We start from the raw sequence: 25,758 nt of genomic DNA, 5'->3' as shown, positions 1-25,758 counted from the left end.
CTGGTGCCGGCGACGCGGGCGTACCAGAAGGTCAGGAGTGGCGTTGGTGGCGGCCCGGGCGGGCGTAGCGGACGGCGACCTCGCGGAGTGCCGCCGCCGCGTACCCGGTGAGGGCCAGCAACGACAGGGCGAGCAGGCCCAGCCCGAACCACAGATCGGTGCGCGTGGCGCGCGTCCACGCCGCCCCCGCCGGCTGGACGTGCAGCAGGAACGGCGCCGCCACCAGCCAACCGCCGCTCAACGCCAGCAGCACCAGCGCCGTCACCGCGATGCCGTCCCGTGCCTTCACCGTTCCACCTGCCGTTCCGTCGTACGCCCGCGTACCGCGTCGGCCATCGCGGCGCCGGGATGGCCGCCGCCCGGATCGCTGCCGTTCCGGCGTTCGCCGTTCGGGAAGCTGGTGGCCGGGCGGTCGCCGTTCGGGTGGCTGGTGGCCGGGTCGGCGGTCGGGTGCAGGAAACCCGACCACGCGGGGCCGATCCGGCCGTTCACGCCGGTCGTCGGGCGGCGCGGGAACTCGCCGTCCGCGGTACCGGCGCGGCGGCGCGCGTCCAGGTCCTGCGTCAACGCCGGCAGGACGATCCGCATCAGGTCACGCAGGTCGATCGTGGCGTCCGGTACGTCGTGCTGGCCGGCAGTGGCCGGCGGCGCCCCGTCGGCGTCGGCGGTCGCGGCGGACCGGGTGGCGGGGTCCGACCCGGATGTGTTGCCAGATACCGGATCCGAAGCGGTACGGTCGGCACCGGCAACGTCCGAGGTGGACCCCGGGCTCCCCGCGGACCCGTCATCGGGGCCAGCGCGGTGCGGGGCGTACTCGCCCGTGCCCGAGGCATTCCCCCACCCTCCCGAGGGGGGCGACCCCGGCACCATCATACCGATTTCCCCCGCCCCCGAGGGTCCGGCACTGGACGCCTGTGGATAACCCGCCCCCTGTGGAAAACCTTGCGCCGCAACCCTCTCGGCACCGTCCGCGATCCCCAACGCGGCCCGGTCCGCGGCACGCGCCCGCCGCCGAGCGTCCCCCACCAGCCCGGCGACCGACGCGACGAACCCGACCAGCGCCACGAACGCCACCGCGCCGCCACTGACGACGGTGACCGTGGTGGCCCGCGACCACCCACCAGGCCCCTGCGTACCGAGCGCGAACGGAGCGAGCGCCAGCCACAACCCCGCCAGCAGCGCGATCACGGCGGCGACGGCGCCGATCATCCGCCGGATCATGCGACACCCCCGTCCGCGGCATGTGCGCGCCGCATCAGCGCGAGCGCCGACGGCCGGATCACCCGCTCGACCGCGAGCCGCGCCCGTTCCCCTTCGCTACCCCCATCATCCGGTACGAGCGACGCAAGCGCCGGTACGAGTGGCGACGCGTCCCCGTCCAGGTGGTCGATCCGTTGTGCCACAAGGGAAAGCAGCAAGCCGGAGACCAGCGCGTCGTCCCGGCTCAACCCCCCGGTGGCGACGGTAGCAGCCGGCGCCATCCCCTCTCCCGTGGACTCGCCTGCGCCAGGAGATCCAGCAACCCCAACGGATCCAGCCCCACCAGTACCGGAGTCCCACGAAGTACCGGCCGATCCGGAACCGCCTGAGTCACCCGATGGTCCAGCCGAGCCGGGGCCTCCGACCGCACCGGCAACCCCGGCACCGCCGGAAGCCGACGCACCGCCAACCGCTCCACCCGAAACCCCGGCGGCGGAAGCGGCCGCGACCGGAGCGGGCGCGGACTGACTCGACCGCAGCGGGAGTTCCTTGAGGAACAGCACCGCGAGCCATCCCGCGACCGCGACCGGTACGGCGGTGAGGAACACGGTGTGCAGCGAGTTCGTGAAGCCCTGGAGTACGACGGTCTGCACGATGTCGGGGAGTTTGTGGATGGCCTCGGGCGAGCCGAGGCTGGACGGGTCGAGTCCCGTGCCGCCGGTGGCGGGTAGGTGGGCGGCGCGGGCGAGTCGGGTGTTCTCGCCGGTGAGCCGGTTGGTGAGGATGGCGCCGAACGCGGCGACTCCGATGGCGCCGCCGAGCGACCGGAAGTACGAGACGCCGGAGGTGGTGGCGGCCATGTCGGTGCGCTGGACGGCGTTCTGGGCGGCGAGGATGAGGGTCTGCATGGTCATGCCGAGCCCGGCGCCGAGCACGGCGACGTACGCGCCGATGGCGAGGTGGGAGGAGTCGACGTGCAGCCGGGACAGCAGGAACATGCCGAGGGCGACGACGAGCATGCCGACGACGGGGAAGACCTTCCACCGTCCGGTACGGGTGATGACCCGTCCGATGGTGATGGAGAACAGGAACATCGCGAGCACCATCGGCAGCGTCATCAGGCCGGACGCGGTGGGCGACATGCCCTGCACGATCTGCAGGTACTGCGGCAGGTAGATGATGCCGCCGAACATGGCTACGCCGACGAGCAGCGACGCGGTCCCGGTCAGCACGAACGTACGGTTCCGGAAGAGTCGCGGGGGCAGGATCGGGTCGCGGGCGTGCCGTTCGGCGAAGACGGCGCCGACGAAGCACAGCAGCGCCACCGCCCCCAGCGCGTACGTCCACGCCGAGTTCCACGCGAACTCCTTGCCACCGAAGGAGAGTACGCCGACGAGCAGGGCGGATCCGCCGGTCAGGAACGTGGCGCCGAGCCAGTCGACGCGGGTGTTCCGCTTGACCTTGGGCAGCTTGAGGATCTTCTGGATCATCGCGAACGCGACGACGGCGAGCGGGATGCTGACGAAGAAGCAGTACCGCCAGCCGGGTCCGTCGACGAGGAACCCGCCGAGCAGCGGCCCGGCGACCGTGGACACGCCGAACGCCGCGCCGAGGTACCCGGAGTACCGGCCGCGTTCGCGGGGCTCGACGATGTCGCCGAGGATGACCTGGGTCAGCGCGGACAGCCCGCCGGCCCCGATCCCCTGGAACGCGCGGGCGACGATCATCTCGGTCATGTTCTGGGAGAAGCCGGCCGCGGCGCAGGACACCACGAAGATCACCAGCGAGAGCTGGAACAGCAGCTTGCGTCCGAAGATGTCGGACATCTTTCCCCAGAGCGGGGTGGAGGCCGTCATCGTGAGCAGCGTCGCGCTCGCGATCCAGGACAGCTTGTCCTGACCGCCGAGTTCGCCGACGATCGTGGGCAGCGCGGTACTCACCACCGAGGTCGAGATCATCGACGTCAGCAGCGCCATCAGCAGCGCCGCCAACACTTCGAGGATCTGCTTGTGGGTGTACCGCGGTCGCTGGCCGGCAGCCTCCGCGCCGACGGACGCGTCACTCGCCGTCGCCGTCATGGTCACCTTCTTCTCGATGTACGCGTGTGGTGGGTGGCCGCTCCGGTACGGGCGGCCGGTGGTCAGGCGGTGAGCTGCGGCTCGCGCGACCCGGTCACGCCGGGCGGGTCGCCGGCGTCCTCGATCCGCTGGAGTACGTCGACGGCGGTGCGGAGGGCGGCCGCGGCCTGGGTGAGCGCGGCGACGCCGTCGGGGCCGAGCCGGCCCTGGCAGTACCCGGCGAGTTCGCGGCGGATGTGGTCGAGCCGGGCGAGGCCGGCGTCGGTCACGTAGAGGCGGTGGGCGCGCTGGTCGTCGGGGTCGGTCTCGGCGCGTACCCAGCCTTCCTGGACGAGCTGGTCGACCTGCCGGCTGACGGTGGACAGCGTGATGCCGCGGCCCCGGGCCAGTTCGCTGGTACGGATGCCGGGCAGTCGTTCGAGCAGTGGCACGAGGCGGTGCGCGGCGATGGGTTCGGGGATGACCCGGCTGTGCAGGTTGCGCAGGAGCGGGCCGAGTTGCCAGGCGGCCTCGCGGATGTCGGCCAGTGCGTCAGCGATCCGGTCCTCGTGGGCTGCGGTCACCGCACCTCACCCCGTCCAGTTGGTTGCCCCATACAAACAATGTAGTAATCGCTCGTTTACTTCGTCAAGCCGACCCGTACGATGTGGGGCGTGAGCAGGGGCACCGTCGAGCGGCCGACGCGGGACGACCAGCCGCGCCCGCGGGACCGCGAGGCGACCGAACAGCGCATCCTCAGCGAGGCCGCGCGGCTCTTCGCCGAGCAGGGCTACCGCACGGTGACGGTGCGCGCGATCGCCGCCGCCGCCGACGTCAACCTCGCCCTCATCAACCGGTACTACGGGTCCAAGCTCGGCCTCTTCGACGCCGTACTGTCCGCCGGGCAGGAGCTGCCGCAGCTCGCGGACGTCCCGTTCGACGACCTCCCGCGCTACCTCGCCGAGTACGCGATGCGCCAGCGGAACCGGGGGCAGAGCCACGGCGTGTCCGCCGCCACCCGGTCGGCCGAGTCGCCCGAGGTGCGCGACCTGCTCCAGAAGCGCCTGGAGAACCTGCTGATCGCCCCGCTCGCCCGGCGCCTCCCCGCCGAGGACGCCCGCGCCCGAGCCGCGCTGTGCGTCGCCGTCCTCATCGGCACCGGGTACGTGCGGCGCATCCTCGCCGCGGACGCGCCGCCGAGCCCGGCGTTCGTCGACCGGCTCACCGAGGTCTTCCGTACCTGCCTGGGCTGACTACTCGAACGGGTCGTACCGGACGCGCGCGAGCGGTACGCCGAGGGCGCCGAGTACGCGGAGGGCGGCTCGGGTCATGGCGGGCGAGCCGGACAGCACGAAGTCGTGGTCGTCCCACGGGGCGCGGCGGGCGAGCACGTCGCACAGCGTCCCGGTCTCCCCGTCGTACGTGGGGTCGCCGCTGACGACCGGGATGACGCGCAGCCACGGCCGGGACTCGGCGAGCGCGGACAGCGCGGGCAGGTCGTACAGGCCGTCGGGGGTACGGGCGCCGACGAACAGGTGCACCCAGCGGTCCCAGCCGCCGGCCGGGGTCGCCTCGACCAGCGCGCGCACCGGCGCCAGCCCGGTACCGCCGCACAGGCAGACGACGTCGCGGCCCGGCGGCGGCAGCGTCAGCCGGCCCGCCGGCTCCGACACCCGGACCATGTCGCCCGGCCGCAGCTTCCACACCAGCGCCGGCGACACCACCCCCACGCTCACGGCCCGTACGTGGAACTCCAGGACGCCGCCGGGCCGGGGCGCCGTGGCGATCGAGTACCGGCGCCAGTGGCGTGGCTCGTGCATCGTCTCGACGTACACGTACTGCCCCGCCCGGTACGGCATCGGCTCGAACGGGCGGCAGGTGAACACGGCCACGTCCGTGCCGCGCCGCTCGTGCGTCAGCACCTCCGCGAACCGGTACGCCGGGCCGTCGGCCGCCGCGGCCGCCGCGTTCATCCGCGCCGCGATCAGGTCGTACCCCTCGCGCCAGGCCTTCTCCTGTACGGCGTCCCAGCCGGGTCCGGCGTGTACCCGGATCGCCTCGATCAGGCAGTCGCGGAAGACGGTGTGGTGCTCGGGTGTCACGTCGAACCGGCGGTGCGCCCGGCCGAGCTCGCCGAGCAGCTCGTCGAGTTCGGTGGGCCGGTCGAGGCAGGTGACGGCGCGGACGATCGAGGCGACCAGCCGGGTACGCTGCGCGCGCAGCTGGATGGGGAACAGGTCACGGAGCTGCGGCGCGGCCAGGAACAGGCGCGCGTAGAAGTAGGCGGAGACCTGGTCCTGCCGGTCGGCCACCCGGCCCCAGCTCTCCGTCAACGTCCGTGCCAAGCCGCCCATCTGCGCACCTCACTCGTGCTGCGCGAGACCGCCGCGCGGACACGGGTCGCGCGACCCGCACCGGCGGCGGTCAGCGGTCCCCGGGTGGGCCTGCCCGGGTGGGCAACGGATGGTCCGCGACCCACCCCACACGGTAGGCAAACGGCCCGCATGGTCACCACCCCGACATCCCCCTACATCGGAACACGTACCCACCCACGGGAGGGTGCGGGTCACGTACGGGCGGCGAGGGCGCGGGTGAACCAGTCCAGGGTCCGGTCGTCGTCCCCGCCGGCCGGCCAGCCGTTGACGACCGCCAACATCCGCAGGTACCGGCCGCGGCGCGGGTCGCCGACCGTACGCAGGTGGGCGAGGAGCCGTCGGCGCAGTCCCGCGTCGTCCGGCCCGCCGACGGCCTCCGCGTACCGGGCGACGACTCCGGCGACGACCGGGTCCGCCGACGCCGCCGCGGGATCCGTACCGGTCAGCGGCCCCGCCTCGGCGCGTACGACGGCGACGACGTCCGGCGCGAGCGCCGGCCCGCGGCCCGCCGCGTACTCCCGGGCGGTGTGGCGCATCGTGGCGCGGAAGTCCGGGTCGCGGGCCAGCGTCGCCAGCTCCACCCAGGCGTCGATCTGGTCGGCGGTCGCGTCGTCCGGCAGGTACGGGGTGAGCGACCGGCGGATGCCGGCGAAGCCGCCCGGCGCGTCCAGCCCGGCGAACACGTCGTCCAGGAAGTCGTCGACCAGGCGGCGGCGTTCCTCGGCGGACAGGGTCGCGAGCGCGTGCACGAGCATCATCTCCTCGGGGTCGGAACCGTGCCGGGCGGCGCGCGCGAGCACCGCCCGCCGCAGGTACAGCAGGCGGATCTGGACGTCGACGGCCGCCACGTGCGCCGCCGCCACCCCGGCCAGCGGTACCTCCCGGGCCACCACCCGGCGTACCGTCGCCAGGTCGACGCCCAGCTCGCGCAGGGTCCGTACCAGGGCGAGCCGCGCCACCGCCTCCTCCCCGTACCGCCGGTGGCCGGTCGTGGTGCGGCGGGCGGGCGGCACGATGCCGCGGTCCGAGTACGCGCGGATGGTCTTGACGGACATCCCGGTACGCCGGGCCAGCTCCCCGATCGTCAGGTCCACGCGACCACTCTCGTATCTCCCTCGGGGGGAGGGTCAAGTCCGGGCTGTCATGCTTGGCCGGTGACCAAGCTGCTCGGGCCGCTGCCGGCACCCGTCGAGGCCGGTCCGGACCGGCGCACCCTCCGCGCCGAGGTCCTGCTGGTCCTCGCCGTCTCCCTCGGCCAGTCCGGCGTGTACGCGCTGGTCAACCTGATCGGCAAGCTCACCGCGTCGAAGGCGCTCGCCGAACAGACCGCCACCCTGAACGCGTCGCAGGCCCCCGGCCGACCGTGGCTCGACCTGACGTACCAGGTGCTGGGGGTGGTGTTCGCGGTCGTGCCGGCGCTGCTGGCGATGCACCTGCTCGGCCGGGGCGGACGACCGGCGACCCGCACCATCGGGCTCGACCTGCGCCGACCCGGCTTCGACCTCGGTACGGGCGCTCTCGTCGCCCTCGCCATCGGCCTCCCCGGCCTCGGCCTGTACTTCGCGGCCCGCGCGCTCGGCCTCGCCGCCAACGTCGTACCGTCCGCGCTGCCGTCGGTGTGGTGGGCGGTCCCGGTCCTGATCCTCTCCGCGGTACAGAACGCGCTGCTGGAGGAGATCGTCGTCGTCGGCTACCTCGTCACCCGGCTGCAACAGCTCGGCTGGTGGCTGCCCGCCGTCATCGTCACCAGCGCGCTGCTGCGCGGCTCGTACCACCTCTACCAGGGGTTCGGGGGGTTCGTCGGCAACGCGATCATGGGCGTGCTGTTCGCCCTCTTCTTCCTCCGTACGCGCCGGGTCGCGCCCCTCGTCGTCGCGCACAGCCTGCTCGACATCACCGCGTTCGTCGGGTACGCGGCGCTCCACTCGCACGTCTCGTGGCTCTGACGCGCGACACCGGTATGCCCTTTGCCCCGCCGGATCGCCGCCCTGTATCCTCGCCAGCGACGGTTGGTACCCAACCGTCAGGGAGGCTTCGCCTAGTCTGGTCTATGGCGCCCGCCTGCTAAGCGGGTTTCGGGTTTATCCCCGATCCCGGGTTCAAATCCCGGAGCCTCCGCCCTGACGTACGTCGCCCCGGACCGGTCCAGGTCCGGGGCGACGTTCCGTTTCCGGGGCCGGCCGTCGTCAGTCGGCGTACGAGAAGCGGGCGTGCATCGTCCACTGGCCGTCCGGGTCCTTCTGGTACCGGTAGGCGACCCCGGTCAACCCGGTGGCCTGGTGTTCGTGCGCGCCGACCATCTGCGCAACGGCGGTCAGCAGGTCCTCGGACGGGATGATCATGGACTGTCGGCTGGACCTGGCGACCACGCCGATCCGCGTACCGGTGACCTCGACGGTCAGGTCGGCGGACGTGTCGTCCTCGTACATCTCGGCGAGGACGTGCCTGCCGATCGTGGCGTCGAGGATCCGCTGCTCTTCCGGTGGTACTGCGGGCATCGCCGGCTCCGTTCGACCAGTGCTGCGCCGCCGCGGCGGCCGTGCCGCGAACGTACACGGAGGGGTCGCCGGAACGCCGGCTGCACGTAGCGGCGGAGCGTGCGGGCCTGGGGCGCGTCTTCCTAGGTTCGGTCGTGCGAGCCGGGGTCCATTCGTCGTCTCGCAAGGCGGAGGTGCGAGTGCATACCGGTGTCGTATGCGCTCGTGCCGACAACGCGGCGAGGCGGCGAAGGGCCCGGCGCAGCCGGCCAGCAACCTGTGAAGACACGCCCTAGGGTGGGCGGGTGCGGAAGGTGGCGCTGGTGACGGGGTCCGTGTCGGGGATCGGGGCGGCGACGGCCCGGCGGCTGGCGGCGGACGGCATGGTCGTCGCGGTGCACTCGCGGTCGAGCGCGGAGGCCGGTACGGCGCTCGCGGCGGAGCTGGGCGGCTCGTACCACCGGGCGGACCTGGCGGACGACGCGGCGGCGGAGGCGCTGGTCCCGGCCGTACTGGAGCGGCACGGGCGGCTCGACGTGCTGGTGAACAACGCGGGCATCAGCTGGCCGGTGCCGCACGCGGACCTGGCCGGGCTGTCCGCGGCGGACTGGCGCCGGCTGCTCGACGTCAACCTGATCGCCCCGTGGCTGCTGGCGACGGGTGCGGTGCCGGCGTTGCGCGAGTCGGCCGGCTGCATCGTGAACGTCACCAGCCACGCCGGCGTACGACCGAAGGGCAGTTCGGTGGCGTACGCGGCGAGCAAGGCGGCGCTGAACCACGTGACGCGGCTGCTCGCCGCCGCGCTCGGCCCGGAGGTACGGGTGAACGCGGTGGCGCCCGGCCTGGTGGACACGCCGATGACCGCCGACTGGGCCGACGCGCACGACCTGTGGCGTACGGCGAGCCCGATGCGGCGGGCGGCACGGCCGTCGGACGTGGCGGACCTGGTCGCGTTCCTCGTCGGGCACGAGTACCTGACGGGTGAGGTGGTCGTGCTCGACGGTGGGCTGAACCTGCGCTGAGGTCGGCGTCAGTCGGCGGAGTCGGCGGCGAGGCGACGCAGGTGCGGCCCGTACTCCGGGTCGGCGAGCGCGGCGGCGAACTGCGCGGTGAGGTACGCCAGCGGGTTGCCGGTGTCGTACCACTGGCCCTCGATGACCTTGCCGTACACCGGATGCGTCGCGGCGTACGCGTTGATGGCGTCGGTCAGGTAGATCTCGCCGGTGCGGTGCTCGTACCAGCGCTCGGTCTGGACGGCCAGTTCCTCGATGATGCCGGGGGTGATGACGTATCCCCCGATCGCCGCGTACGCGGACGGCGCGTCCTCGGGGGCGGGCTTCTCGACGAGCGCGCCGATGCGCAGCAGCCCGTCACCGTGGTCCTCGCGTACTTCGGGGACGCCGTAGCGGGTGGAGTCGGCGGGGGCCATCGGCATCAGCGCGAGCACCGGGCAGTTCGTCGCCTCGTACGCGCTGACCAGTTGCTGGGCCCGCGGTACGGCGGCGACGAACACGTCGTCGGGCCAGAGTACGAGCATCGGTTCGTCACCGAAGTTGCGGGCGGCGTTGAGGACCGGCGTGCCGTTTCCGTACGGCCCGTGCTGGTCGAGGTACGTGATGTGGCCGCGCCGGGACAGCTCGCCGACCTCCTCCACCGCGTCCGCGTACGCCGTCTTGCCGTCGGCGCGCAGCCGGGCGACGAGCGTCGGGTTGGGCCGGAAGTGGTCCTGGATCAGGGACTTCCCGTCCGACACGACGATCGTGATGTCGGTGATGCCGGACGCCACCAGCTCCCGCACGGTGTGCTCCACCACCGGTTTGTCGCCGACCGGCAGCATCTCCTTCGGGATCGCCTTGGTCAGCGGCAGCAGCCGGGAGCCGAGGCCGGCTGCCGGGATGACTGCCCTGCGGATGGTGGTGGCCATGGCTCTCCTCGTCGCCGGCACGGGTGAAGGGTGCCGACGGTACCAACCCGTCCCGGCATGGTGGGCACCGTCCGCCGGCGTCCGGATGAACCGGTGATGTCCGCCGAATCGCGCTCAGCCCTGGTACCCCTCCGGCAGCAGCTCACCGACCGGTACGGGGGCGGCGAAGCGGTTGCCGGGCGGGGCGAGCGGGCAGGACCAGCGCGGGTCGTACACGCAGGACGGGTGGTACGCGAAGTTGAGGTCGACGACCCAGTCGTCGCCGTCCCGGCCGAGGTCGGCGCCCTTCACGGTGTCCAGCACGTACCGGCCGGCGCCGTAGGTGAGGGCGCCGGCGGTACCGTCGCGCAGCGGCAGGAACACGCCCCCGCCGTACGAGTCGAGCCACCAGACGTCGAGTCCGCCGAGTCCGGGCAGCTCCACCCGGCCGATCCGCTCGAACGGTACGACGCCGTCCGTGGCGGTCGCCGCCTCCAGCCGTTCGGCCGGCGCCGCGCCGATCGGCACCGTGAACCGGAACGCCGGATCGTACGGCGCGTGCCGGAGCCGCTGGCCGTCGCCGCGCGGCGACGCCGGATGCGACGCGAACAGTTCCGACCGGCCGGCCACCCACAGCTCGTGCCCGGCGCGCGGCGAGCCGGCGCGGCGCACCTCGGCGTACAGCGCGTGCACCTCGCGCCGCCACGACGCCACCGCCAGCGCGTACGGAGAGGTCATGGCACCGACTCTGCCACTCAGTACAGGCCGGCGTAGCGGTTCCAGCCGGTGGCGATCTTCACCCGGTGCGGGAACGTGGCAGCCGACGTGCCGTCGTACCGCCAGATGGTGCCGGCCGAGTCCCGCGCGATCAGGTCGTTGCGCCCGTCACCGTTGAGGTCACCCACCCCCACGATCCGGTTGTACGAGTTCCAGCCGGTCGCGATCTTCGTACGGTGCGGGAACGTGCCGCCCGCGGCGCCGTAGTACCGCCAGACGACGTTGTTGTGGTCGACCGCGATCAGGTCGCCGCGTCCGTCGCCGTTGACGTCCCCGACCGCGGCCAGCCGGGTGTACGTGTTCCACCCGGTGGCGATCTGCACGCGTGCCTTGAGCGCCGTCTTCCCGGTGCCGCCCTTGAACCACACCGTCCCGGACGAGTCCCGCTCCACCAGGTCGTCGTACCCGTCACGGTCCACGTCCCCGACCGACAGCAGCGCGCTGTACGCGTTGTACCCGCCGCCCAGCCGCACCTTCTTCGCCGACCGGAAGCCGCCCTCCCCCGTCCCGAGGTACGCGTACAGCACGCCGTCCCCGGTACGCGCCAGCAGGTCGCCGTACCCGTCGTCGTTGATGTCGCCGAACGGCACCAGCGCCGACACCTGCGTACTCCCGCTGCCCAGCTTCCAGGTCTCGGTGACCGCCCCGGCGTGCAGCGTGCCCGTCGTGCCGTACCACCAGGTCGCCTCGCCGTAGTGCGTGCCGTCGGTCCGGACGGTCAGCGCCGTGGCCGCGGCCGAGCAGGCGTAGCCGCGGTACGGCCGGGCGCCGCACGACACGTCGAGCGTGCCGGCCGCACCGGACACCGGCACCGTCCGGCCGTCCACCGTGGCGCTGAGCCGCCACCGGTACGCACCGGTCGGCGCGAGCGAGCCGTCCGCGAGCCGCCCGTTCCAGCTCACGCCGACGTTCTCCCGTACGACGCCGCCGGTCCCGGTGTACACGGTGGCCCCGGTCGCCGCCCGGGTCACCGTGAGGCGCCAGGCGTCCACCGGGCGGTGCAGCACGACGCCCGCGTTCCAGGTACTGCCCGCGGTACGCGGCGAGACGGAGTCGTTGCCGCTCTCCACGTGGCCGGACGGGTCGGACGGGGCGACACCGCTGGCGAGTACGTGGGTCACGTCGTCGGCGTCGACGTACGCGACGTCGCTGCCGTACCGGTCGACGGTCCACGCGATGCCGCGGTCGTCGGTGACCGGACCGGCGGGCAGCTCGGCGAGTACCCGGGTGGCGGGGTCGGCGCCGGCGTGCAGGTCGGTGAGTACGAGCTGGCCGCCGGTGTGGCGCACCAGGAAGCCGTCACCGAGCAGCGCCCGCCCGGCCGGTACCGAGGTCTTCCGCCCGGTCGTCAGGTCGTACACGCCGGCGGGGCCGGACGCGCCGCAGGACCAGTACAGCCAGTGCTGGGCGACCTGGAGTTCGGTCGGCCGGCACGTACCGACGGAGATCGTGCGGACCACCCGCAGCGGCTGGTCGGTCAGGTCGGTCGCGGTGACCGTGCCGGCCGCCGCGGTCGTCGGCGCCTGCCACCACGTCTCGTACCAGAGCGCCGCGCCGGTGTCCGGCACGTCGACCTTCCGCTCCGGGTACGCGAACTGGACGAGGTGCAGCCGGCCGGCCGCGCTGGCGAGCGTGAAGTGCCGCGACGCGTCGACGAGCCGCCCGCCACCCGCGGGCAGCGTGTACCCCGCGCCACCCGGGAACCCCTGGACGCGCGTCTTTCCCGCGGCGTCCACCAGGTGCACCGAGCCGTACACGGAGTCGCCGAGGAAGCGGACGCAGGCCACGCCGTCCTGGCAGGTGACCGTGCCGGCCGGCATCAGCTGACCGGCACCGGCCTTGTGCCAGTCGGACTCGCCCGGCGTGACCTCGTGGTCGAACATCCGGTACTGCCGGCCGCCGCCGAGCCGCGGGAAGCTCTCCACGTGCCGCAGGTACCCGTGGGCCAGCGAGATGCCCGCGTTGGCCGGCGCCACCGGCGGCAGGTCCAGTACGGTCGCCTCGACGAGCCGGCCGCTGTCGTCCGCCCGGTACCGGTGGACGGCGGTGTGCGCCTTGTCCGCGCCGCCGACGACGACCACGCCACCGTCCGACGCCTGCACCGGCGTCCCGGTGATGTACGGGAGGAGGGTGGTGGCGGCGCTCCCGCCGTACGGAACATCGTCGAGGCGGTACTCGTTCCGGTCGGGTACGGATTGCCCAGCGAGCATGTGGTCGCCGGCGATCGCACTGTCCCAGGTGATGTTGTCGGGCGCGGGCACGACGGGCGCGGTCGCCGCGTCGGCCGTACCGTCGAGGATGTCCGGCACGGGCACCATGGCGAGCTGCTCCCGACCGCTCACCAGCCGCAGCCAGACGTACCGGTCGGCGGTCAGGAGGGTCAGCAGAGCGCCACCGTGCAGGTTCCGTACCACCGTCGCGGCACCGGTCGCCATGTCCAGCAGCGCGTGGCTAACCGGCTGACCCGGTACCTGGAAGGCGATCGAGGCCCGGCGTCCACCGTCCACGGCCAGGCCGAAGTTGAGCAGGCCGGCGCCGTCGGGCAGGCCGGTGACCGGCACCGTACTGCCGCCGGCGGTCAGGTCGATCAGCCGTACGTCCGTCGGCGTGCTGCTGTACGCGGACGGGGCGAGAACCGCCCGGGTGCCGTCCGCGCCGACCCCGAAGATCTCGTACCCGGACGGGATGGCATACGTACCAACGGTTTCGCCGTCGGGCGTCCGCGTCGTGACCGAGGTGGTGGTCTGCACGGCGATCGCGTCGCCGCCCCCGGGGTGTACGGCGGTGTCGGCGACGCCGGCAAGCCACGGCAGGTCGTGCGACGCGCCGGTCCCGTACTCCGTCCACTGTGGATCGTCGTGGCCCTGGCGGCGGTGCACGAAGCCGGTGGTGCCGGCCATCAGCACCACGTCCTGCGCCGACTCCGGCGCCGGCTCCGGCTGGTACGTGGCGACCTCGGTGCCACCGGCCTCCGCGTACGCGGGCGGGGTGGCGAGCCCGGTCGCGCCGAGGGCGAGCACGAGACAGCCGGCGAGTACGGCGCGGAGGGTTCCGCGCGCAGGCGGTACGGCGATGATCGACTCCCTGGGGACGGCGCGGGTCGCCGGCGGGAGAAGGGGATCCGGTCGGCGGGACCTCGCGGAGCGGCAGCGACATTAGCAGCGGGAGAGCGCCGCGCGGGATCGTCCCTTCGTCCGATGGCGGCCACCCACCCGCACCGGTACGCGCCGCCGCGACCGGTACCCGGAAAGGGGTGCGGGTTCGGCGATAACTCGGTGTCGGGGCGGGTGGTGGCGTCACTATCGTGACCGACCACAGTCCGGCTCCGGGGGTCACGCCATGAGGATGTCGACGATGTTCGGTGCGACGCTGCACGTCGCGCCGGGTCGCAGCGAGTGGCGCGGCCACCAGCTGTTGCAGCGCGCCGGCATGGTGCGGCAGGTCGCGCAGGGCATCTTCTCGTACCTGCCGCTGGGGTGGCGCACGGTCCGCAAGATCCAGGACGTGCTGCGGGCGGAGATGACGGCGGTCGGCGGCCAGGAGGTGTCGCTGCCGGTCGTCAACCCGGCCGACCTGTGGCAGCGGTCCGGCCGGTACTTCGGGATCGGGCCGGAGCTGGCGCGTTTCGCCGACCGGCGCGGCCGGGACCTGGTACTGGCGATGACGCACGAGGAGATCGTCACGGACCTGGCGCGGACCGAGATCGCGTCGTACCGGGACCTGCCGCGGCTGGTGTACCAGATCCAGACGAAGTTCCGGGACGACGCCCGGCCGCGCGCCGGCCTGATCCGGGTACGCGAGTTCCTGATGAAGGACGCGTACAGCTTCGACGTGGACGACGCGGGGCTGGCCGCGCGGTACGACGCGATGTACCGGGCGTACCAGCGGATCTTCGCGCGGTGCGGGGTGCCGGTGACGGCGGTCGCCTCGGACGTCGGGATGATGGGCGGCCACCTCGCGCACGAGTTCATGTACCTGACGCCGATCGGCGAGGACACCCTGCTGCTCTGCGACGCCTGCGGGTACGCGGCGAACCGGGAGGCGGCCGCCTTCCGCAAGCCGGCCGCGCCGGCGGGTACGTCGGGCGGGCCGGTCGAGGTGGCGACGCCGGACGCGACGACGATCGAGGCGCTGACCGCGGCGCTCGGCATACCGGCGGAGCGGACGGCGAAGGCGCTGTTCGTCGCGGTCGACCGGGAACGCCCGGACGGCACCGTGCACGCCGAGTACGTGGTGGCGGTGGTGCGCGGCGACATGGAACTCAACGAGGTCAAGCTCGCCAACCTGGTCCACGCGGGCGAGGTACGGCCGATGACCCCCGACGAGATCGCCCGCATCGGCGCCGTGGCCGGGTACGGCTCGCCGGTCGGTGTCGCCGGCGCGACCGTCGTGGTCGACGACCTGGTCGCCACGGCACCGGGGCTGGTCGCCGGCGCCAACCGCGCCGGGTACCACCTGCTCGACGTGGTCGCGGGCCGCGACTACACCGCCGACCACGTCGGTGACATCGTGGCCGCCCGCGCCGGCGACCCGTGCGTACGCTGCGGCGAACCGTTGCGTACCACCAGGGGTGTCGAGGCGGGGCAGATCTTCAAGCTCGGCACCCGGTACGCGGACGCGCTCGGCGCCGGGTACCTGGACGTCGACGGACGGCGCAAGCCGCTCGTCATGGGCTGCTACGGGATCGGCGTCGGCCGGCTGCTCGGCTGCGCCGCCGAGGAGCACCACGACGGGGACGGGCTGCGGCTGCCGATCACGATCGCGCCGTACCAGGTGCACCTGTGCCCGGTGGACGCGTCCGCCGCCGACCTCGCCGATTCCTTGTACCGCACGCTGACCGACGCCGGCGTCGAGGTGCTGTACGACGACCGGGACGAGCGCGCGGGCGTGAAGTTCGCCGACGCGGACGTGATCGGGCTGCCGCTGCGCCTGACGATCGGCCGGCGTTCGCTCGCCCGCGGCGGCGTCGAGCTCCGCGAACGCGCCGGCGGCGACGCCGAGCTGGTACCGACCGGCGACGTGCCGCGCGCAGTACGCGAGCGCATCGCCGCGCTGCACCGCCGGATCGCCGACCGGCTCCCCGCCTGACCGATCGTCCACAGTGGACGAACCCGGTGGATTGCTTACGTACCAAGGGATTTCGGGTCAGGTGAAGTCGACGCGCATCACGACGCGGCGCGGGGTGGGGTGGCTGACCTCGACGAAGCCGGCCGCCTCGAACACCTGCCGGACCCCGACGTGCGTCTCGCCCCAGGTGATCTCCTTGCCGGGCTGCGTGATCATCGGGTACGCCTCCAGCGCGGTCGCGCCGTGCCGCCGGGCGTGCCCGACGGTCGCCGCGGCCAGCTCGTACGTGAGGCCACGGCCGCGCCAGCCCTTGCGTACGGCGAAGCAGGTGACGGACCAGACGCCCTCGTCGGCCTTGTCCTCGTGCCGGCCGGTCCACGGCACCCGCAGTCCCGCCAGCTTCGGGTACGCGATGCGCGGCTCGACCGCGACCCAGCCGACCGGTTCGCCGTCGAGGTAGCCGACGAGGCCGCTGGTCGAGCGCGCGTCCGGGTCACCGCACGCGGCCGACGCCCGCAGCATCCCGGTACGTTCCGCCTGCGTGCTGTCGCGCCAGATCCAGCCGCGCACCTTGAACCGCTGGCACTGGCACCGGCCCGGATAGTCGGCGGTACCGAAGATCGCGGCGAGGTCGTCCTCGGACGCCTCGTTCGCCGGTACGATCCGCAGCGCGTTCGCTTCCCCGTCCATGCCCGCGATGCTAGGTGCCGCGGCCGTCATCCCGGTACGGTCGAGGCGAGTTCGGGATGCGTGAGCAGCAGCTCGTCCACCCGGTCGGTGCGCATCGCGGCGAACAGCCGGTCGCCGAGCGGCTGCTGCAACCCCTCCCCCTCGTACGTGCCGCCGTCGGCCTCGCTGGTGCCGCCCGACCAGATCGCCCGGTGCGGTACCTGGAGGGTGACGATGGTGGCGGGCGTGATCCGGTGCAGCGCGAGGGCCAGATCGACCGGCTTGTACCCGCCGAGGTCGAGCGTGACCGCCTTGCCCGCGGCCGTCAGCAGGCTGTCGATCTTGGTCGGGTTGGACACCACGCCCCTGCTGGTGGCCTGCTTCAGGATCTGCTTCACGTACTGCTGCTGGAGTTTCTGCCGCCCGTAGTCGCCGCCCGGTACGTCGTCGCGCTGGCGTACGAGCTTGAGGGCCTTGTCGGCGTCGTAGTGGTGGCAGCCCTTGGGGAACGTCAGCGGCGGGCCGTTGGTGAAGCCCGGCTGGTGCGAGGTGAAGCCCTGGTCGAGGCACATCGTGACGCCGCCGAGTTCGGTGGTGATGGCGGTGAAGCCGTCCCAGTTCACCAGGCCGGCCATGGTGAAGTGCGCGCCGGTGAGCCGGCTGACCGTACGGTTCAGCTGCTGCATCCCGCCGGCGATGTCGTTGACGGTACGCATGCCGTCCGGGAACGACGCGTTCAGCCGGTCCTCGCCGCCGCCCAGCCCGGTGCGGCCGTCGGCTGGGATGTCGACCCGCAGGTCCCGCGGCAGCGACAGCAGGTACGCCCGGTCGAGCGTGGCCGGGATGTGCAGCCACATGATCGAGTCGGTACGGGGCTTCTCGCCGCTGGTCTGCCAGCTCGTACGCATGTCGCTGCCGGCGAGCAGCATGTCGATCGGGCCCCGGACGTCCGCCGTACCGCGGCGCGGGGAGCCGTCGCCGAGCAGGTCGTCGGTGTGCACGGAGTTGTTGACGTGGTCGACGAGTACGGCGCCGGTGGCGAGCGCGCCGCCGCTGCCGAGCAGCAGTACGGCGCCGGCGACGATGCACAGCCGCGCCCACAGCGGCGAGCGCCGGCGACGACGCCGCCGGGCGGTACGGGAGGGTCCGGTCACGTGGCGCACCACCTCGGGCGTCGGATCCCGCGTACGGGCGGCGGGTGGGCCGAGCATATACTTGCGTTTTCACGCAAGTAAAGAAGGACCGACGGCGGAGCGGAGACGCGATGCTTCTGGCCCTGCTCGGGCAGGACGACTGGCTGATCGTGGGCGGCATCGCCCTCGCCGCGGCGTCGGTGGTCGTCGCACTTGCGCACCACCGCAAGGAGACACCGACCGGCGAGGCCGACCCCGGCGACGGTGGCTGACCCGACGCGGCCCCGGTCCACGACACGACCGCCGGCCACCGCGATCTACGCTGCCGGCTGTGAGGCGCGAACGGCTGACCGGTACGGCACCGCGGGTGCCCCGCCGCTGGACCGTACTGGTCGCCGCCGCCGCGCTGCTCGTCGTGACGTACCTGGCGGTGCGCTCCGGGCGGTACGCGGCGGTCACGTACCTGGCGACGCAGCCGCGGCAGCTCGACCCGAGCGCCAGCGCCCTCTGCTACTACGCGGCCCGCAGCATGACCCGGATGTTCGAGGCGCTCGGCCTGTCGCTGGTGTTCAGCCTCGCCTTCGGGTACGCGGCGGCCCGCAGCCGGCGCCTCGAACGCGTCCTCGTACCCGCGCTGGACATCCTCCAGTCGGTACCGGTGCTCGGGCTGCTCGCGGTGTCCGCGCCCGCCGTCATCGAACTCGTCCCCGGCTCCGTACTCGACCAGGAGGCCGTCGCGGTCTTCGCGGTGTTCTGCGCGCAGGCGTGGCACATGGCGTTCGCGTTCTACCAGTCGCTGATCATGCTGCCGCCCGAGCTGGACGAACTGTCCCGCGGCTTCCGGTTCCCGCGCTGGCTGCGGTTCGTCAAGGTCGAACTGCCGCACGCGGCGATCGCGCTGGTGTGGAACGGGATGATGGGCTTCGCGTCCGGCTGGTTCTTCCTCGCCGTGTCGGAGGCGGTGACCGTGGCCGGCAGCCGCGGCGCCCTGCCCGGCGTCGGATCGTACGCGGCGCAGGCGATCGCGGACGGTGACCCGCGGCGGCTGCTGATGGCCATGGCGGCGATGGCGGTCTTGGTCCTCGCCGCGCACACGCTGTTCTGGCGCCCGGTCGCCGCCTGGGCCGAACGGTTCCGGGTCGAGGACACCGGCCCGCCCCAGCGCCAGCGCTCCGCCGTACTCGACCGGGTGCGCCGCCCCGCCGCCCTCCCCGTACGGGTGCGGCAGGTCGGCGCCGACCTCGCCGACCGCGCCGGCCGCATCTTCGGTACCGACGGCGGTCCCGTGCCGCGCGGGCGCCCGACCCGCCCCCGCGGCGCCGGCACCGGCGTACTCGTCGCCGCCGTGGCCGCGGTCGCGGTGGCCGGCGTCGCCGGCGCCGTCTGGGGCGGCGGCCCGGGACTCGTACTGCGCCCGCTGCTGCTCGGCGTACCGACGCTGCTGCGGGTGGCGGCGGTCGTCGTGGTCGCCACGCTCGTCTGGGTACCCATCGGCGTACGGATCGGGCTGTCGCCGCGGCTGACCCGCGTGGCGCAACCGGTGATCCTGCTGCTCGCCAGCTTCCCCGCCAATTTCCTGTACCCGGCGGCGCTGTGGCTGCTGGCCCGCACCGGCGTACCGCTGGACGTCGGCGGCACGCTGCTGATGGCGCTCAGCGCCCAGTGGTACGTGCTGTTCAACACGGTGGCGGGCGCGACGGCGATCCCCACCGACCTCCGCCAGGCCACCACCGACCTCGGCGTACGCGGGCTGCTGCGGTGGCGCACGCTCATCGCCCCCGCGATCTTCCCGTACTGGCTGACCGGGGCGATCAGCGCCGCCGGCAGCGCCTGGAACGCGTCGATCATCGCCGAGGTGGTGAGTTTCGGCGGGCACCGGATCGTCGCGGACGGGCTCGGCGCGCTCATCGCCGAGGCGGCGCGTACCGCGGACTTCCCGGCACTGCTCGCCGCCGTCACCGTCGTCACCCTGTACGTGGCGCTCCTGCACCACCTGCTGTGGCGCCGCCTCTACCGGTACGCCCGCCGCCGCTTCGCGGTGGGCTGACGCGATGATGGACGGCATGTCCGAGCCGCTGCTGTCCGCCCGCGGGCTGAGCCGCAGCTTCGGCGAGCTGCCCGTGTTCGCCGGCGTCGACCTCGACGTCCGCGACGGCGAGATCCTCGCGGTACTCGGCCGCAGCGGCAGCGGGAAGTCCAGCCTGCTGCGGTGTCTCGCCGGGCTGCTGGACCCGACCGCCGGCACCGTCACGTACCGGGGGGCGGTGTTGAGCGGCAGCAACCCGGGCACCGCGACCGTCTTCCAGAACGTCGCGCTGCTGCCCTGGCAGACCGTGTGGCAGAACGTCGAACTCGGCCTGCGTGCCCGCCGGGTGCCCGCCCGGGTCCGCGCCGCCGCGGTACGCGCCGCGATCGGGCTGATCGGCCTCGACGGCTTCGAATCCGCGTATCCACGCGAACTGTCCGGCGGGATGCGGCAGCGGGTCGGCTTCGCCCGCGCCCTGGTCGTCGAGCCGGACGTGCTGCTGATGGACGAGCCGTTCTCCGCGCTGGACGTGCTCACCGCCGAGAACCTGCGCGGCGAGCTGCTCGAACTGTGGGCGTCCGGCGAGTTCCCGACCCGCGCGCTGGTACTCGTCACGCACGACCTGGCCGAGGCGGTCCAGCTCGCCGACCGGGTCCTGGTCCTCGACAGCGCCCCCGGCGGTACGGTCCGCGCCGCGTTCGACGTACCGCTGCCCCGGCCGCGCCTCACCGACGACCCGGCGTACCGGGAGCTGGTGGCGGCCGTGTACGACGCGATGACCGGCCGGACCAACCCGCGCCCGGACACGGCCGGGGACGTACCGGAGCTGGCGCGGGTGGCGATGCCGACCGTACCGGTGGACGGGGTCGTCGGGCTCGCCTCGCTGCTGCTGGCCGACGGCCCGACCCGCCTCGACCGCCTCGCCGGCCACCTGGGCGCCGGCGCCGCCGACGTCCTCGACGCCCTGGTACTGCTGGGTTTCGCGGCGCGCGACGAGCACGGCGCGGAACTGACCGACGCGGGTGTCGGGTTCGCCGCGGCCGACGGCGCCGACGCCCGCGAACTGTTCGCCGCCGCGGCCCTGGCCGTACCGCTGGTGCGGACGATCGTGGCGGAGCTGCGCGCCCGGCAGCCCCTGCCGGCGGACCGGATCCTGCGCCTGCTGTCCGGTTGGCTCACCCCGGCGCAGGCGACCGAGCAGTTCGAGGCGGCCGTCGACTGGGGCCGGTACGCCAACCTGTACCGCTACGACGCCGACCACGCGCTGCTCCGCCCCGGCGCGACCGCAACCCTGCTGGACCTGTGAGCCGGCCCGGATCCGTGGCACGAAGCCGGGATCCCGGAGCGTGCGCAGGTTATTTAAGCTGATACGCAAGTACAGCGGGCCGGCCAGGCGGCCCGCGGGGGACACGAGGGGACCGGAACCATGAGCGACGTCGACACCGGCGACACCAGCGGCTACGACGGCCACGACGCCGACACCTCACCGTTCGACCCGACCTCGGCGAACGAGAACACGCTCGACGCGCACGGCGACAACGTGGTCATCGAGCACCACACCGACGGCACCAGCGAGATGTACGTCGACACCAACCACGACGGCAACGCCGACTACGTGGCCGTCGACAGCAACGGCGACGGCCACGCCGACACCGTGTACTACGACTCGAACGGTGACGGCAAGCTCGACTCGGTCGCGGTCGACACCGACGGCGACGGCCGGTTCGACGAGGTCGGCGTGGACAGCGACGGCGACGGCAAGATCGACCTGGTGGCCGTGGACACCAACCACGACGGCCAGCTCGACACCGCGTACGGCGACCCGACGCACAGCGGTCACGCGACCGTCGAGTACCGGGACACCGACGGTGACGGCAAGATCGACACGGTGCACTACCTCGACGACAACGCCAACCCGTACGCGAGCTGACCGGCGATGAGCGACCACGAGCCGTGGATCGACGTGGACGGGGACGGCCGCGCCGACCCCGTCACGGAGGTCCACAACCCGGACGGCAGCGTCACGTACGAGCACTTCGACGCGCAGGGGCACCTCGACTTCGTCGGGGTGTCCGAGCACGGTGACGGGCACGTCGACTACGCCGACTACGACTCGGACCACGACGGGCACTTCGACACCCGGCTCGCCGCGAGCAGCCCGGACGGGTACCTCGACCACGAGGTGCACGGCGTCGACTTCAGCCACGACGACGCGCTCGCCGCCGAGTACGAGCACGGCACCGGCCACGACCACACCGCGGGGCACGCCGCCGCGGGCCCGACGCTCGGCGGGTCGGTCGGCGGCCACGGGAGCGCTCCCCACCACGAGCCCGCCGCCGGCCCGACGCTGGGCGGACCGGTCGGCGGCCACCACGAGACACCCGGCGCCGAGCCCGCGTACGGCGTGGGCCTGGGCGAGAACGTCAGCCCGTACGGGAGCTGACGCGACACGACGAGACGGTACGGCGACGGTCCGGGGGGCCGTCGCCGTACCGCCGTGTCCGCCCGTACCACTATCGTGTTCCACCGTGGAGAAGCCCCACGGGAGCACCGGGCCCGCCGACCCGATCGACACCGCCGCCGGCGTACTGAAGGCGTTGGCGGATCCGACCCGGCTGCGCATCATGTGGGCACTCACCGTGCAGGAACGGTCGGTGGGCGAGCTGGCCGAGATGGTCGACGCGCACGTCGCCGCCGTCTCCCAGCACCTCGCCCGGCTGCGCGCCGCCGGCCTCGTCAGCAGCCGCCGCGACGGCACCCGCATCTTCTACCGGCCGTCGACCGCGCAGGCCCGCGAGTTCCTGGACGAGGTCGTGCTGCTGACCGGGCACGTCACGGGCGAGCAGGCGCAACCGGGCGACGACCTGGCCGCACACGCCCGCGAGGTGACCGCCGCCCGGGCCGAACGCGCACGCCGCGCCGAGCGGATGGCCGCCGGTCCCGGCCTCGCCCACTCCTGACGCGGATCCCGGACACGACGAAGCGGGCCGACCGCGAGGAGGTCGGCCCGCTTCGTAGCGGAGAAACTGACTCAGGTGTTCATGTACGGGTTGTTCGAGTCGGCGTAGTTGACCTGGTGGTACTGGCCGTCCGCGCCCTCGGCCACGGCGGTGTCGAGCCGGCCGTCCCCGTCGGTGTCGGCCGCCGCGTACGTCACGTGGCCGTGGTCGTCGGTGCTGGCCACCACATCGACCTGGCCGTCGTGGTTGGTGTCGGCCGCGATGTAGTCGGCGTTGCCGTCGCCGTCGCTGTCGAGCATCTCGTAGTTGGCCTGGCCGTCGCCGTCGGTGTCCACGAGGTACTCGGTGCCCTGGCTGGTCTGCTCGACCTGCACCGTGTCCGTGTGGCCGTCGCCGTCGACGTCGACGTGGTACTCCTCCATGGTTCCTCCCCAGGGGATCGGGCCTGACCCGCGATCACGGGTTCGTGTCGCCGTTGATCAGAAGGTTAGCTGTTGGCAAAGTAGCTGGTCATCCCGTGTTCGTGCCACTGCCTGCGCGCGTCGGGCCAAGCCGGTCGGTCTCGTCGGCGAAGTCACCGATGAGCTGCTCGACGAGATCCTCCAGCGTCACCAGGCCGACCACCGCGCCGACCGGACCGACCAGCGCCAGATGGGTACGGCGGTCGCGCATGGTGCGCAGCGCCGCGTACGCGTCGGTGGTGGCGTCGAGGCGCAGCGGCGCGGAGGCGAGCGCGGCGGCCGTCGTACCGGTGGCCCGCGCGGCATCGCGTACGTGCACCACGCCGACGATGTCGCCGCCGTCGGTGACCGGCAGCCGGGACCGGCCGGTGGCGAGGTGCGCGGCGACCACGTCGGCGCCGGTCGCGCCGGCCGGTACGGAGACCATGTCGGCACGCGGCACCATCAGGTCGGCCAGCGTCGTCGACCGCAGCGCCAGCGTCCCGTCCAGCATCCGGTACTGCTCGGGCGGCAGCCGGCCCGCGTCCCGGGACTGCCGCAGCAGGCTGCGCAGTTCGGCGGGGTCGCGGGCGGTGTCCACCTCGTCGACCGGCTCGATCCGCGCCAGCCGCAGGATCCGGTTCGCCAGGCCGTTCAGGACGCGCAGCGCCGGGCGTACCACGCGGGCGTACCCGCGGAACGGGAGGGCGAGGACGGTCGCCGACGCCTCCGGGTGGCTGATCACGTACGACTTGGGCGCCATCTCGCCGACCACGATGTGCAGCAGCGTGATGAGCGCGAGCGCCAGCACGAACGCGATCGCGTACGCGAGGCCGGCGGGGAGGCCGGCGCCGTGCAGCAGCGGCTCGACCAGGTGCGCGATGGCCGGCTCGGCGAGCGCGCCCAGGCCGAGCGAGCAGAGCGTGATGCCGAGCTGCGCACCGGCGAGCATGGCCGACAGTTCCCGGGTACTCCGCAGCGCCGCGCGGGCGCCGCGGCTGGTGTGCGCGCGGCGTTCCAGCCGGTGCACCCGGCTCGCGGTGAAGGCGAACTCGGCCGCGACGAAGAACCCGTTCGCCGCGAGCAGGAGTACGGAGACGAGCAGGGCGACCACGGTGTTCACGGCGCCACCTCCGGCCCGGCCGGCACCAGGCGTACGGCCAGCTCGGCGGGGACGCGGCGGTGTACCCGGGTCACGGTCAGCTCGACCGTCGGCGCCGGCGTCGCCTCCTCGTCCGGGTCGCGTACCTCGGCGGACGGCACCTCGATGCGGTCGCCCGGCCGCGGCAACCGGCCCAGCTCCGCCATCAGCAACCCACCCACCGTGTCGTACGCGCGCGCGACGGTGAGCCACACGCCGGTCGCGGCGCTCAGTTCGTCCGGCCGCAGCCGCGCCGGTACGAGCCAGCTGCCGTCCGGCCGGCGGGCGAGTACGGGCCCGGCGGGGTCGTCCTCGTCGCGGATGTCGCCGACCAGCTCCTCCACGACGTCCTCCAGCGTCACGATCCCCGCGAACCCGCCGTACTCGTCGATCACGCAGGCGAGCTGCTGCCGCGCCGCACGCAGCCGGTCCAGTACGCGGGGCAGGGGCAGGCTCGCCGGTACGAGCACGGCCGGGGTCGCGAGCGCGCCGACGGTGACCGTGTCCCGGTCGTCCGCGGGGATCGCGAGGACCTGGCTCAACCCCACCACGCCGAGCAGGTCGTCCGGGTCGCCGCCGCGTACCACCGGGAACCTCGCGTAGCCGGTGGACAGCAGCTCGACCACCCGGGCGGCCGGCGCGTCCGCGGGCAGCGACCGTACGTCGACGCGCGCGGTCATCGTCCGCCCCGCCGTACGCGACGGGAACGTCAGCGCGCGGTCCAGTTCGGCCGCGAGGCGCGGATCGAGCCGGCCGCCACGGCGCGACGCCGCGACGATCCCGGTCAGGTCCTCGGCCGTCACCGTGCCGTCCAGCTCGTGCACCGGCTCCACGCCGAGCAGCCGTACCAGCCGGTTCGCGGCCGCGTCGAACACGCCGATCACCGGGCCCGCGACCGTCAGGTACCAGAGGGTGGTGCGGCTCAGCGCGAGCGCGAGCGGCAGCGGCCGGGCGATCGCGAGGTTCTTCGGCGCCAGCTCGCCCAGCACCATCTGCACGACCGTCGCCACCAGCAACGCGACCGCCGCGGCGAGCGGACCGGCCGCGGCCGCGGGCAGCCCCAGCACGTCGCGCAACCCGCTCCCCAGGTACGGCTCGGCCAGGTAGCCGGCGAGCAGTGACGTGACCGTGATACCCACCTGCGCCCCGGACAGCACGTACGACAGGCGCTCGGTGACGCGGACCGCGCGGGCGGCCGCCGCGTTCCCCTCCGCGGCGAGGCGTTCGAGCCGGCCGCGGTCGACCGTCAGATAGGCGAACTCCTGCGCCACGAAGTAACCGGTGCCGGCCGTGACGAGCAGGACCAGCAGGAAACCGACGACGATCAACACGACACACGCCCGGAAAAGGCGTGTGAAACGGAAAGCCGGGCCGAACCCGGCCGGGTACTGCAGGCGACCATGATCCAGCGTAACAAGACGGCGCGGAACGGCCGGCGCAACGTCGTCCCGCGACGACCGGTTTCTCGCTTTCCGACGCGTTCTCCGCCGTTTCCTAAGAGGTCCTAACAGAAAGGCGTCGGATGGCTGGCGA

Annotated in this window: 25 protein-coding genes and 1 tRNA gene; 11 read left to right on the top strand and 15 right to left on the bottom strand. The window is 73.2% G+C overall.

Translation table 11 applies throughout. The annotated features are described in order from the left end of the window. Positions 1-31: 31 nt before the first annotated feature. From Aru02nite_RS25525 to Aru02nite_RS25510, 4 genes are all read right to left on the bottom strand, one after another. A complete protein-coding gene (locus Aru02nite_RS25525; protein WP_203662058.1) occupies positions 32-289 on the bottom strand; it encodes a hypothetical protein in 258 nt (85 codons plus the stop codon). Continuing rightward, on the bottom strand, positions 286-1,221 hold the full coding sequence (locus Aru02nite_RS25520; protein WP_203662056.1) for a hypothetical protein: 936 nt from the start codon (positions 1,219-1,221) through the stop codon (positions 286-288). Before Aru02nite_RS25520 ends, Aru02nite_RS25525 begins: the two co-directional genes overlap by 4 nt. Continuing rightward, positions 1,218-3,278 (bottom strand): MDR family MFS transporter, encoded by a 2,061-nt coding sequence (locus Aru02nite_RS25515; protein WP_203662054.1) that lies wholly within the window; start codon positions 3,276-3,278, stop codon positions 1,218-1,220. The genes Aru02nite_RS25520 and Aru02nite_RS25515 overlap by 4 nt, the downstream gene beginning before the upstream one ends. A gap of 62 nt (positions 3,279-3,340) precedes the next feature. Then, complete coding sequence (locus Aru02nite_RS25510) at positions 3,341-3,841, bottom strand: MarR family winged helix-turn-helix transcriptional regulator (protein WP_203662052.1); 501 nt, start codon at positions 3,839-3,841, stop codon at positions 3,341-3,343. Between the two features lie 90 nt (positions 3,842-3,931). On the opposite strand from Aru02nite_RS25510, the gene Aru02nite_RS25505 reads away from it, so the two are divergent. Beyond that, positions 3,932-4,510, top strand: a complete 579-nt coding sequence (locus Aru02nite_RS25505; protein WP_239076942.1) for a TetR/AcrR family transcriptional regulator — start codon at positions 3,932-3,934, stop codon at positions 4,508-4,510. On the opposite strand, the gene Aru02nite_RS25500 is transcribed toward Aru02nite_RS25505, so the two are convergent. Both Aru02nite_RS25500 and Aru02nite_RS25495 read right to left on the bottom strand, forming a co-directional pair. Further along, positions 4,511-5,611 carry a globin domain-containing protein gene (locus tag Aru02nite_RS25500; RefSeq protein WP_203662050.1) on the bottom strand — a complete coding sequence of 367 codons (1,101 nt, stop codon included), beginning with the start codon at positions 5,609-5,611 and terminating at the stop codon, positions 4,511-4,513. A gap of 212 nt (positions 5,612-5,823) precedes the next feature. Beyond that, on the bottom strand, positions 5,824-6,726 hold the full coding sequence (locus Aru02nite_RS25495) for a helix-turn-helix domain-containing protein (protein ID WP_239076941.1): 903 nt from the start codon (positions 6,724-6,726) through the stop codon (positions 5,824-5,826). Between the two features lie 81 nt (positions 6,727-6,807). Here Aru02nite_RS25495 and Aru02nite_RS25490 point away from each other — a divergent pair, with 81 nt between their 5' ends. Together Aru02nite_RS25490 and Aru02nite_RS25485 are read left to right on the top strand one after the other, a co-directional pair. Further along, the gene (locus Aru02nite_RS25490) at positions 6,808-7,578 is read left to right on the top strand and encodes a CPBP family intramembrane glutamic endopeptidase (RefSeq protein WP_203662160.1); all 771 of its coding nucleotides are present in this window, start codon (positions 6,808-6,810) and stop codon (positions 7,576-7,578) included. A gap of 81 nt (positions 7,579-7,659) precedes the next feature. Continuing rightward, a tRNA-Ser gene (locus Aru02nite_RS25485) sits at positions 7,660-7,750 on the top strand. Positions 7,751-7,818: 68 nt separating this feature from the next. Here Aru02nite_RS25485 and Aru02nite_RS25480 read toward each other — a convergent pair. Beyond that, positions 7,819-8,130: a hypothetical protein gene (locus tag Aru02nite_RS25480; RefSeq protein WP_203662048.1), complete on the bottom strand. Its 312-nt coding sequence runs from the start codon at positions 8,128-8,130 to the stop codon at positions 7,819-7,821. Between the two features lie 284 nt (positions 8,131-8,414). Here Aru02nite_RS25480 and Aru02nite_RS25475 point away from each other — a divergent pair, with 284 nt between their 5' ends. Further along, a complete protein-coding gene (locus Aru02nite_RS25475) occupies positions 8,415-9,131 on the top strand; it encodes an SDR family NAD(P)-dependent oxidoreductase (protein ID WP_203662047.1) in 717 nt (238 codons plus the stop codon). Positions 9,132-9,139: 8 nt separating this feature from the next. Here the strand turns inward: Aru02nite_RS25475 and Aru02nite_RS25470 are convergent, their stop codons facing one another. From Aru02nite_RS25470 to Aru02nite_RS25460, 3 genes are all read right to left on the bottom strand, one after another. After that, on the bottom strand, positions 9,140-10,033 hold the full coding sequence (locus tag Aru02nite_RS25470) for a UTP--glucose-1-phosphate uridylyltransferase (protein ID WP_203662045.1): 894 nt from the start codon (positions 10,031-10,033) through the stop codon (positions 9,140-9,142). Positions 10,034-10,147: 114 nt separating this feature from the next. Beyond that, entirely contained in the window at positions 10,148-10,750 is a 603-nt protein-coding gene (locus tag Aru02nite_RS25465) for a DUF1684 domain-containing protein (RefSeq protein WP_203662043.1), read from the bottom strand. 17 nt (positions 10,751-10,767) lie between these two features. Beyond that, positions 10,768-13,809 carry an FG-GAP-like repeat-containing protein gene (locus Aru02nite_RS25460; protein ID WP_203662041.1) on the bottom strand — a complete coding sequence of 1,014 codons (3,042 nt, stop codon included), beginning with the start codon at positions 13,807-13,809 and terminating at the stop codon, positions 10,768-10,770. Positions 13,810-14,134: 325 nt separating this feature from the next. On the opposite strand from Aru02nite_RS25460, the gene Aru02nite_RS25455 reads away from it, so the two are divergent. Next, complete coding sequence (locus tag Aru02nite_RS25455) at positions 14,135-15,877, top strand: proline--tRNA ligase (protein WP_203662159.1); 1,743 nt, start codon at positions 14,135-14,137, stop codon at positions 15,875-15,877. A gap of 57 nt (positions 15,878-15,934) precedes the next feature. Here the strand turns inward: Aru02nite_RS25455 and Aru02nite_RS25450 are convergent, their stop codons facing one another. Together Aru02nite_RS25450 and Aru02nite_RS25445 are read right to left on the bottom strand one after the other, a co-directional pair. Next, a complete protein-coding gene (locus tag Aru02nite_RS25450; protein ID WP_203662039.1) occupies positions 15,935-16,546 on the bottom strand; it encodes a GNAT family N-acetyltransferase in 612 nt (203 codons plus the stop codon). A 26-nt stretch (positions 16,547-16,572) separates the two neighbouring features. Next, positions 16,573-17,679 carry an LCP family protein gene (locus tag Aru02nite_RS25445; protein ID WP_203662037.1) on the bottom strand — a complete coding sequence of 369 codons (1,107 nt, stop codon included), beginning with the start codon at positions 17,677-17,679 and terminating at the stop codon, positions 16,573-16,575. Between the two features lie 110 nt (positions 17,680-17,789). Here Aru02nite_RS25445 and Aru02nite_RS25440 point away from each other — a divergent pair, with 110 nt between their 5' ends. The 6 genes from Aru02nite_RS25440 to Aru02nite_RS25415 all read left to right on the top strand — a co-directional run bounded on the left by Aru02nite_RS25440 (position 17,790) and on the right by Aru02nite_RS25415 (position 22,644). Then, the gene (locus Aru02nite_RS25440) at positions 17,790-17,930 is read left to right on the top strand and encodes a hypothetical protein (protein ID WP_203662035.1); all 141 of its coding nucleotides are present in this window, start codon (positions 17,790-17,792) and stop codon (positions 17,928-17,930) included. Between the two features lie 59 nt (positions 17,931-17,989). Then, positions 17,990-19,705: an ABC transporter permease subunit gene (locus tag Aru02nite_RS25435; protein WP_203662033.1), complete on the top strand. Its 1,716-nt coding sequence runs from the start codon at positions 17,990-17,992 to the stop codon at positions 19,703-19,705. Between the two features lie 16 nt (positions 19,706-19,721). Beyond that, positions 19,722-20,990 carry an ATP-binding cassette domain-containing protein gene (locus Aru02nite_RS25430; protein ID WP_203662031.1) on the top strand — a complete coding sequence of 423 codons (1,269 nt, stop codon included), beginning with the start codon at positions 19,722-19,724 and terminating at the stop codon, positions 20,988-20,990. A 120-nt stretch (positions 20,991-21,110) separates the two neighbouring features. Further along, positions 21,111-21,614, top strand: a complete 504-nt coding sequence (locus Aru02nite_RS25425; protein WP_203662029.1) for a hypothetical protein — start codon at positions 21,111-21,113, stop codon at positions 21,612-21,614. A gap of 6 nt (positions 21,615-21,620) precedes the next feature. After that, positions 21,621-22,127, top strand: a complete 507-nt coding sequence (locus Aru02nite_RS25420) for a hypothetical protein (protein ID WP_203662027.1) — start codon at positions 21,621-21,623, stop codon at positions 22,125-22,127. Between the two features lie 85 nt (positions 22,128-22,212). Beyond that, on the top strand, positions 22,213-22,644 hold the full coding sequence (locus tag Aru02nite_RS25415) for an ArsR/SmtB family transcription factor (RefSeq protein WP_203662025.1): 432 nt from the start codon (positions 22,213-22,215) through the stop codon (positions 22,642-22,644). Between the two features lie 71 nt (positions 22,645-22,715). On the opposite strand, the gene Aru02nite_RS25410 is transcribed toward Aru02nite_RS25415, so the two are convergent. From Aru02nite_RS25410 to Aru02nite_RS25400, 3 genes are all read right to left on the bottom strand, one after another. After that, positions 22,716-23,066, bottom strand: a complete 351-nt coding sequence (locus tag Aru02nite_RS25410; protein WP_203662023.1) for a hypothetical protein — start codon at positions 23,064-23,066, stop codon at positions 22,716-22,718. A gap of 88 nt (positions 23,067-23,154) precedes the next feature. Further along, complete coding sequence (locus Aru02nite_RS25405) at positions 23,155-24,207, bottom strand: hemolysin family protein (RefSeq protein ID WP_203662021.1); 1,053 nt, start codon at positions 24,205-24,207, stop codon at positions 23,155-23,157. After that, positions 24,204-25,556, bottom strand: a complete 1,353-nt coding sequence (locus tag Aru02nite_RS25400; protein ID WP_203662019.1) for a hemolysin family protein — start codon at positions 25,554-25,556, stop codon at positions 24,204-24,206. The genes Aru02nite_RS25405 and Aru02nite_RS25400 overlap by 4 nt, the downstream gene beginning before the upstream one ends. Between the last annotated feature and the right edge of the window lie 202 nt (positions 25,557-25,758).

The sequence above is a fragment of the Actinocatenispora rupis genome, from assembly GCF_016861975.1.
GTDB classification, from domain to species: Bacteria; Actinomycetota; Actinomycetes; order Mycobacteriales; family Micromonosporaceae; genus Actinocatenispora; species Actinocatenispora rupis.
The sequence above is the reverse complement of the archived record's forward strand: the minus strand, read 5'-3'. Positions and strand labels throughout refer to the sequence as shown.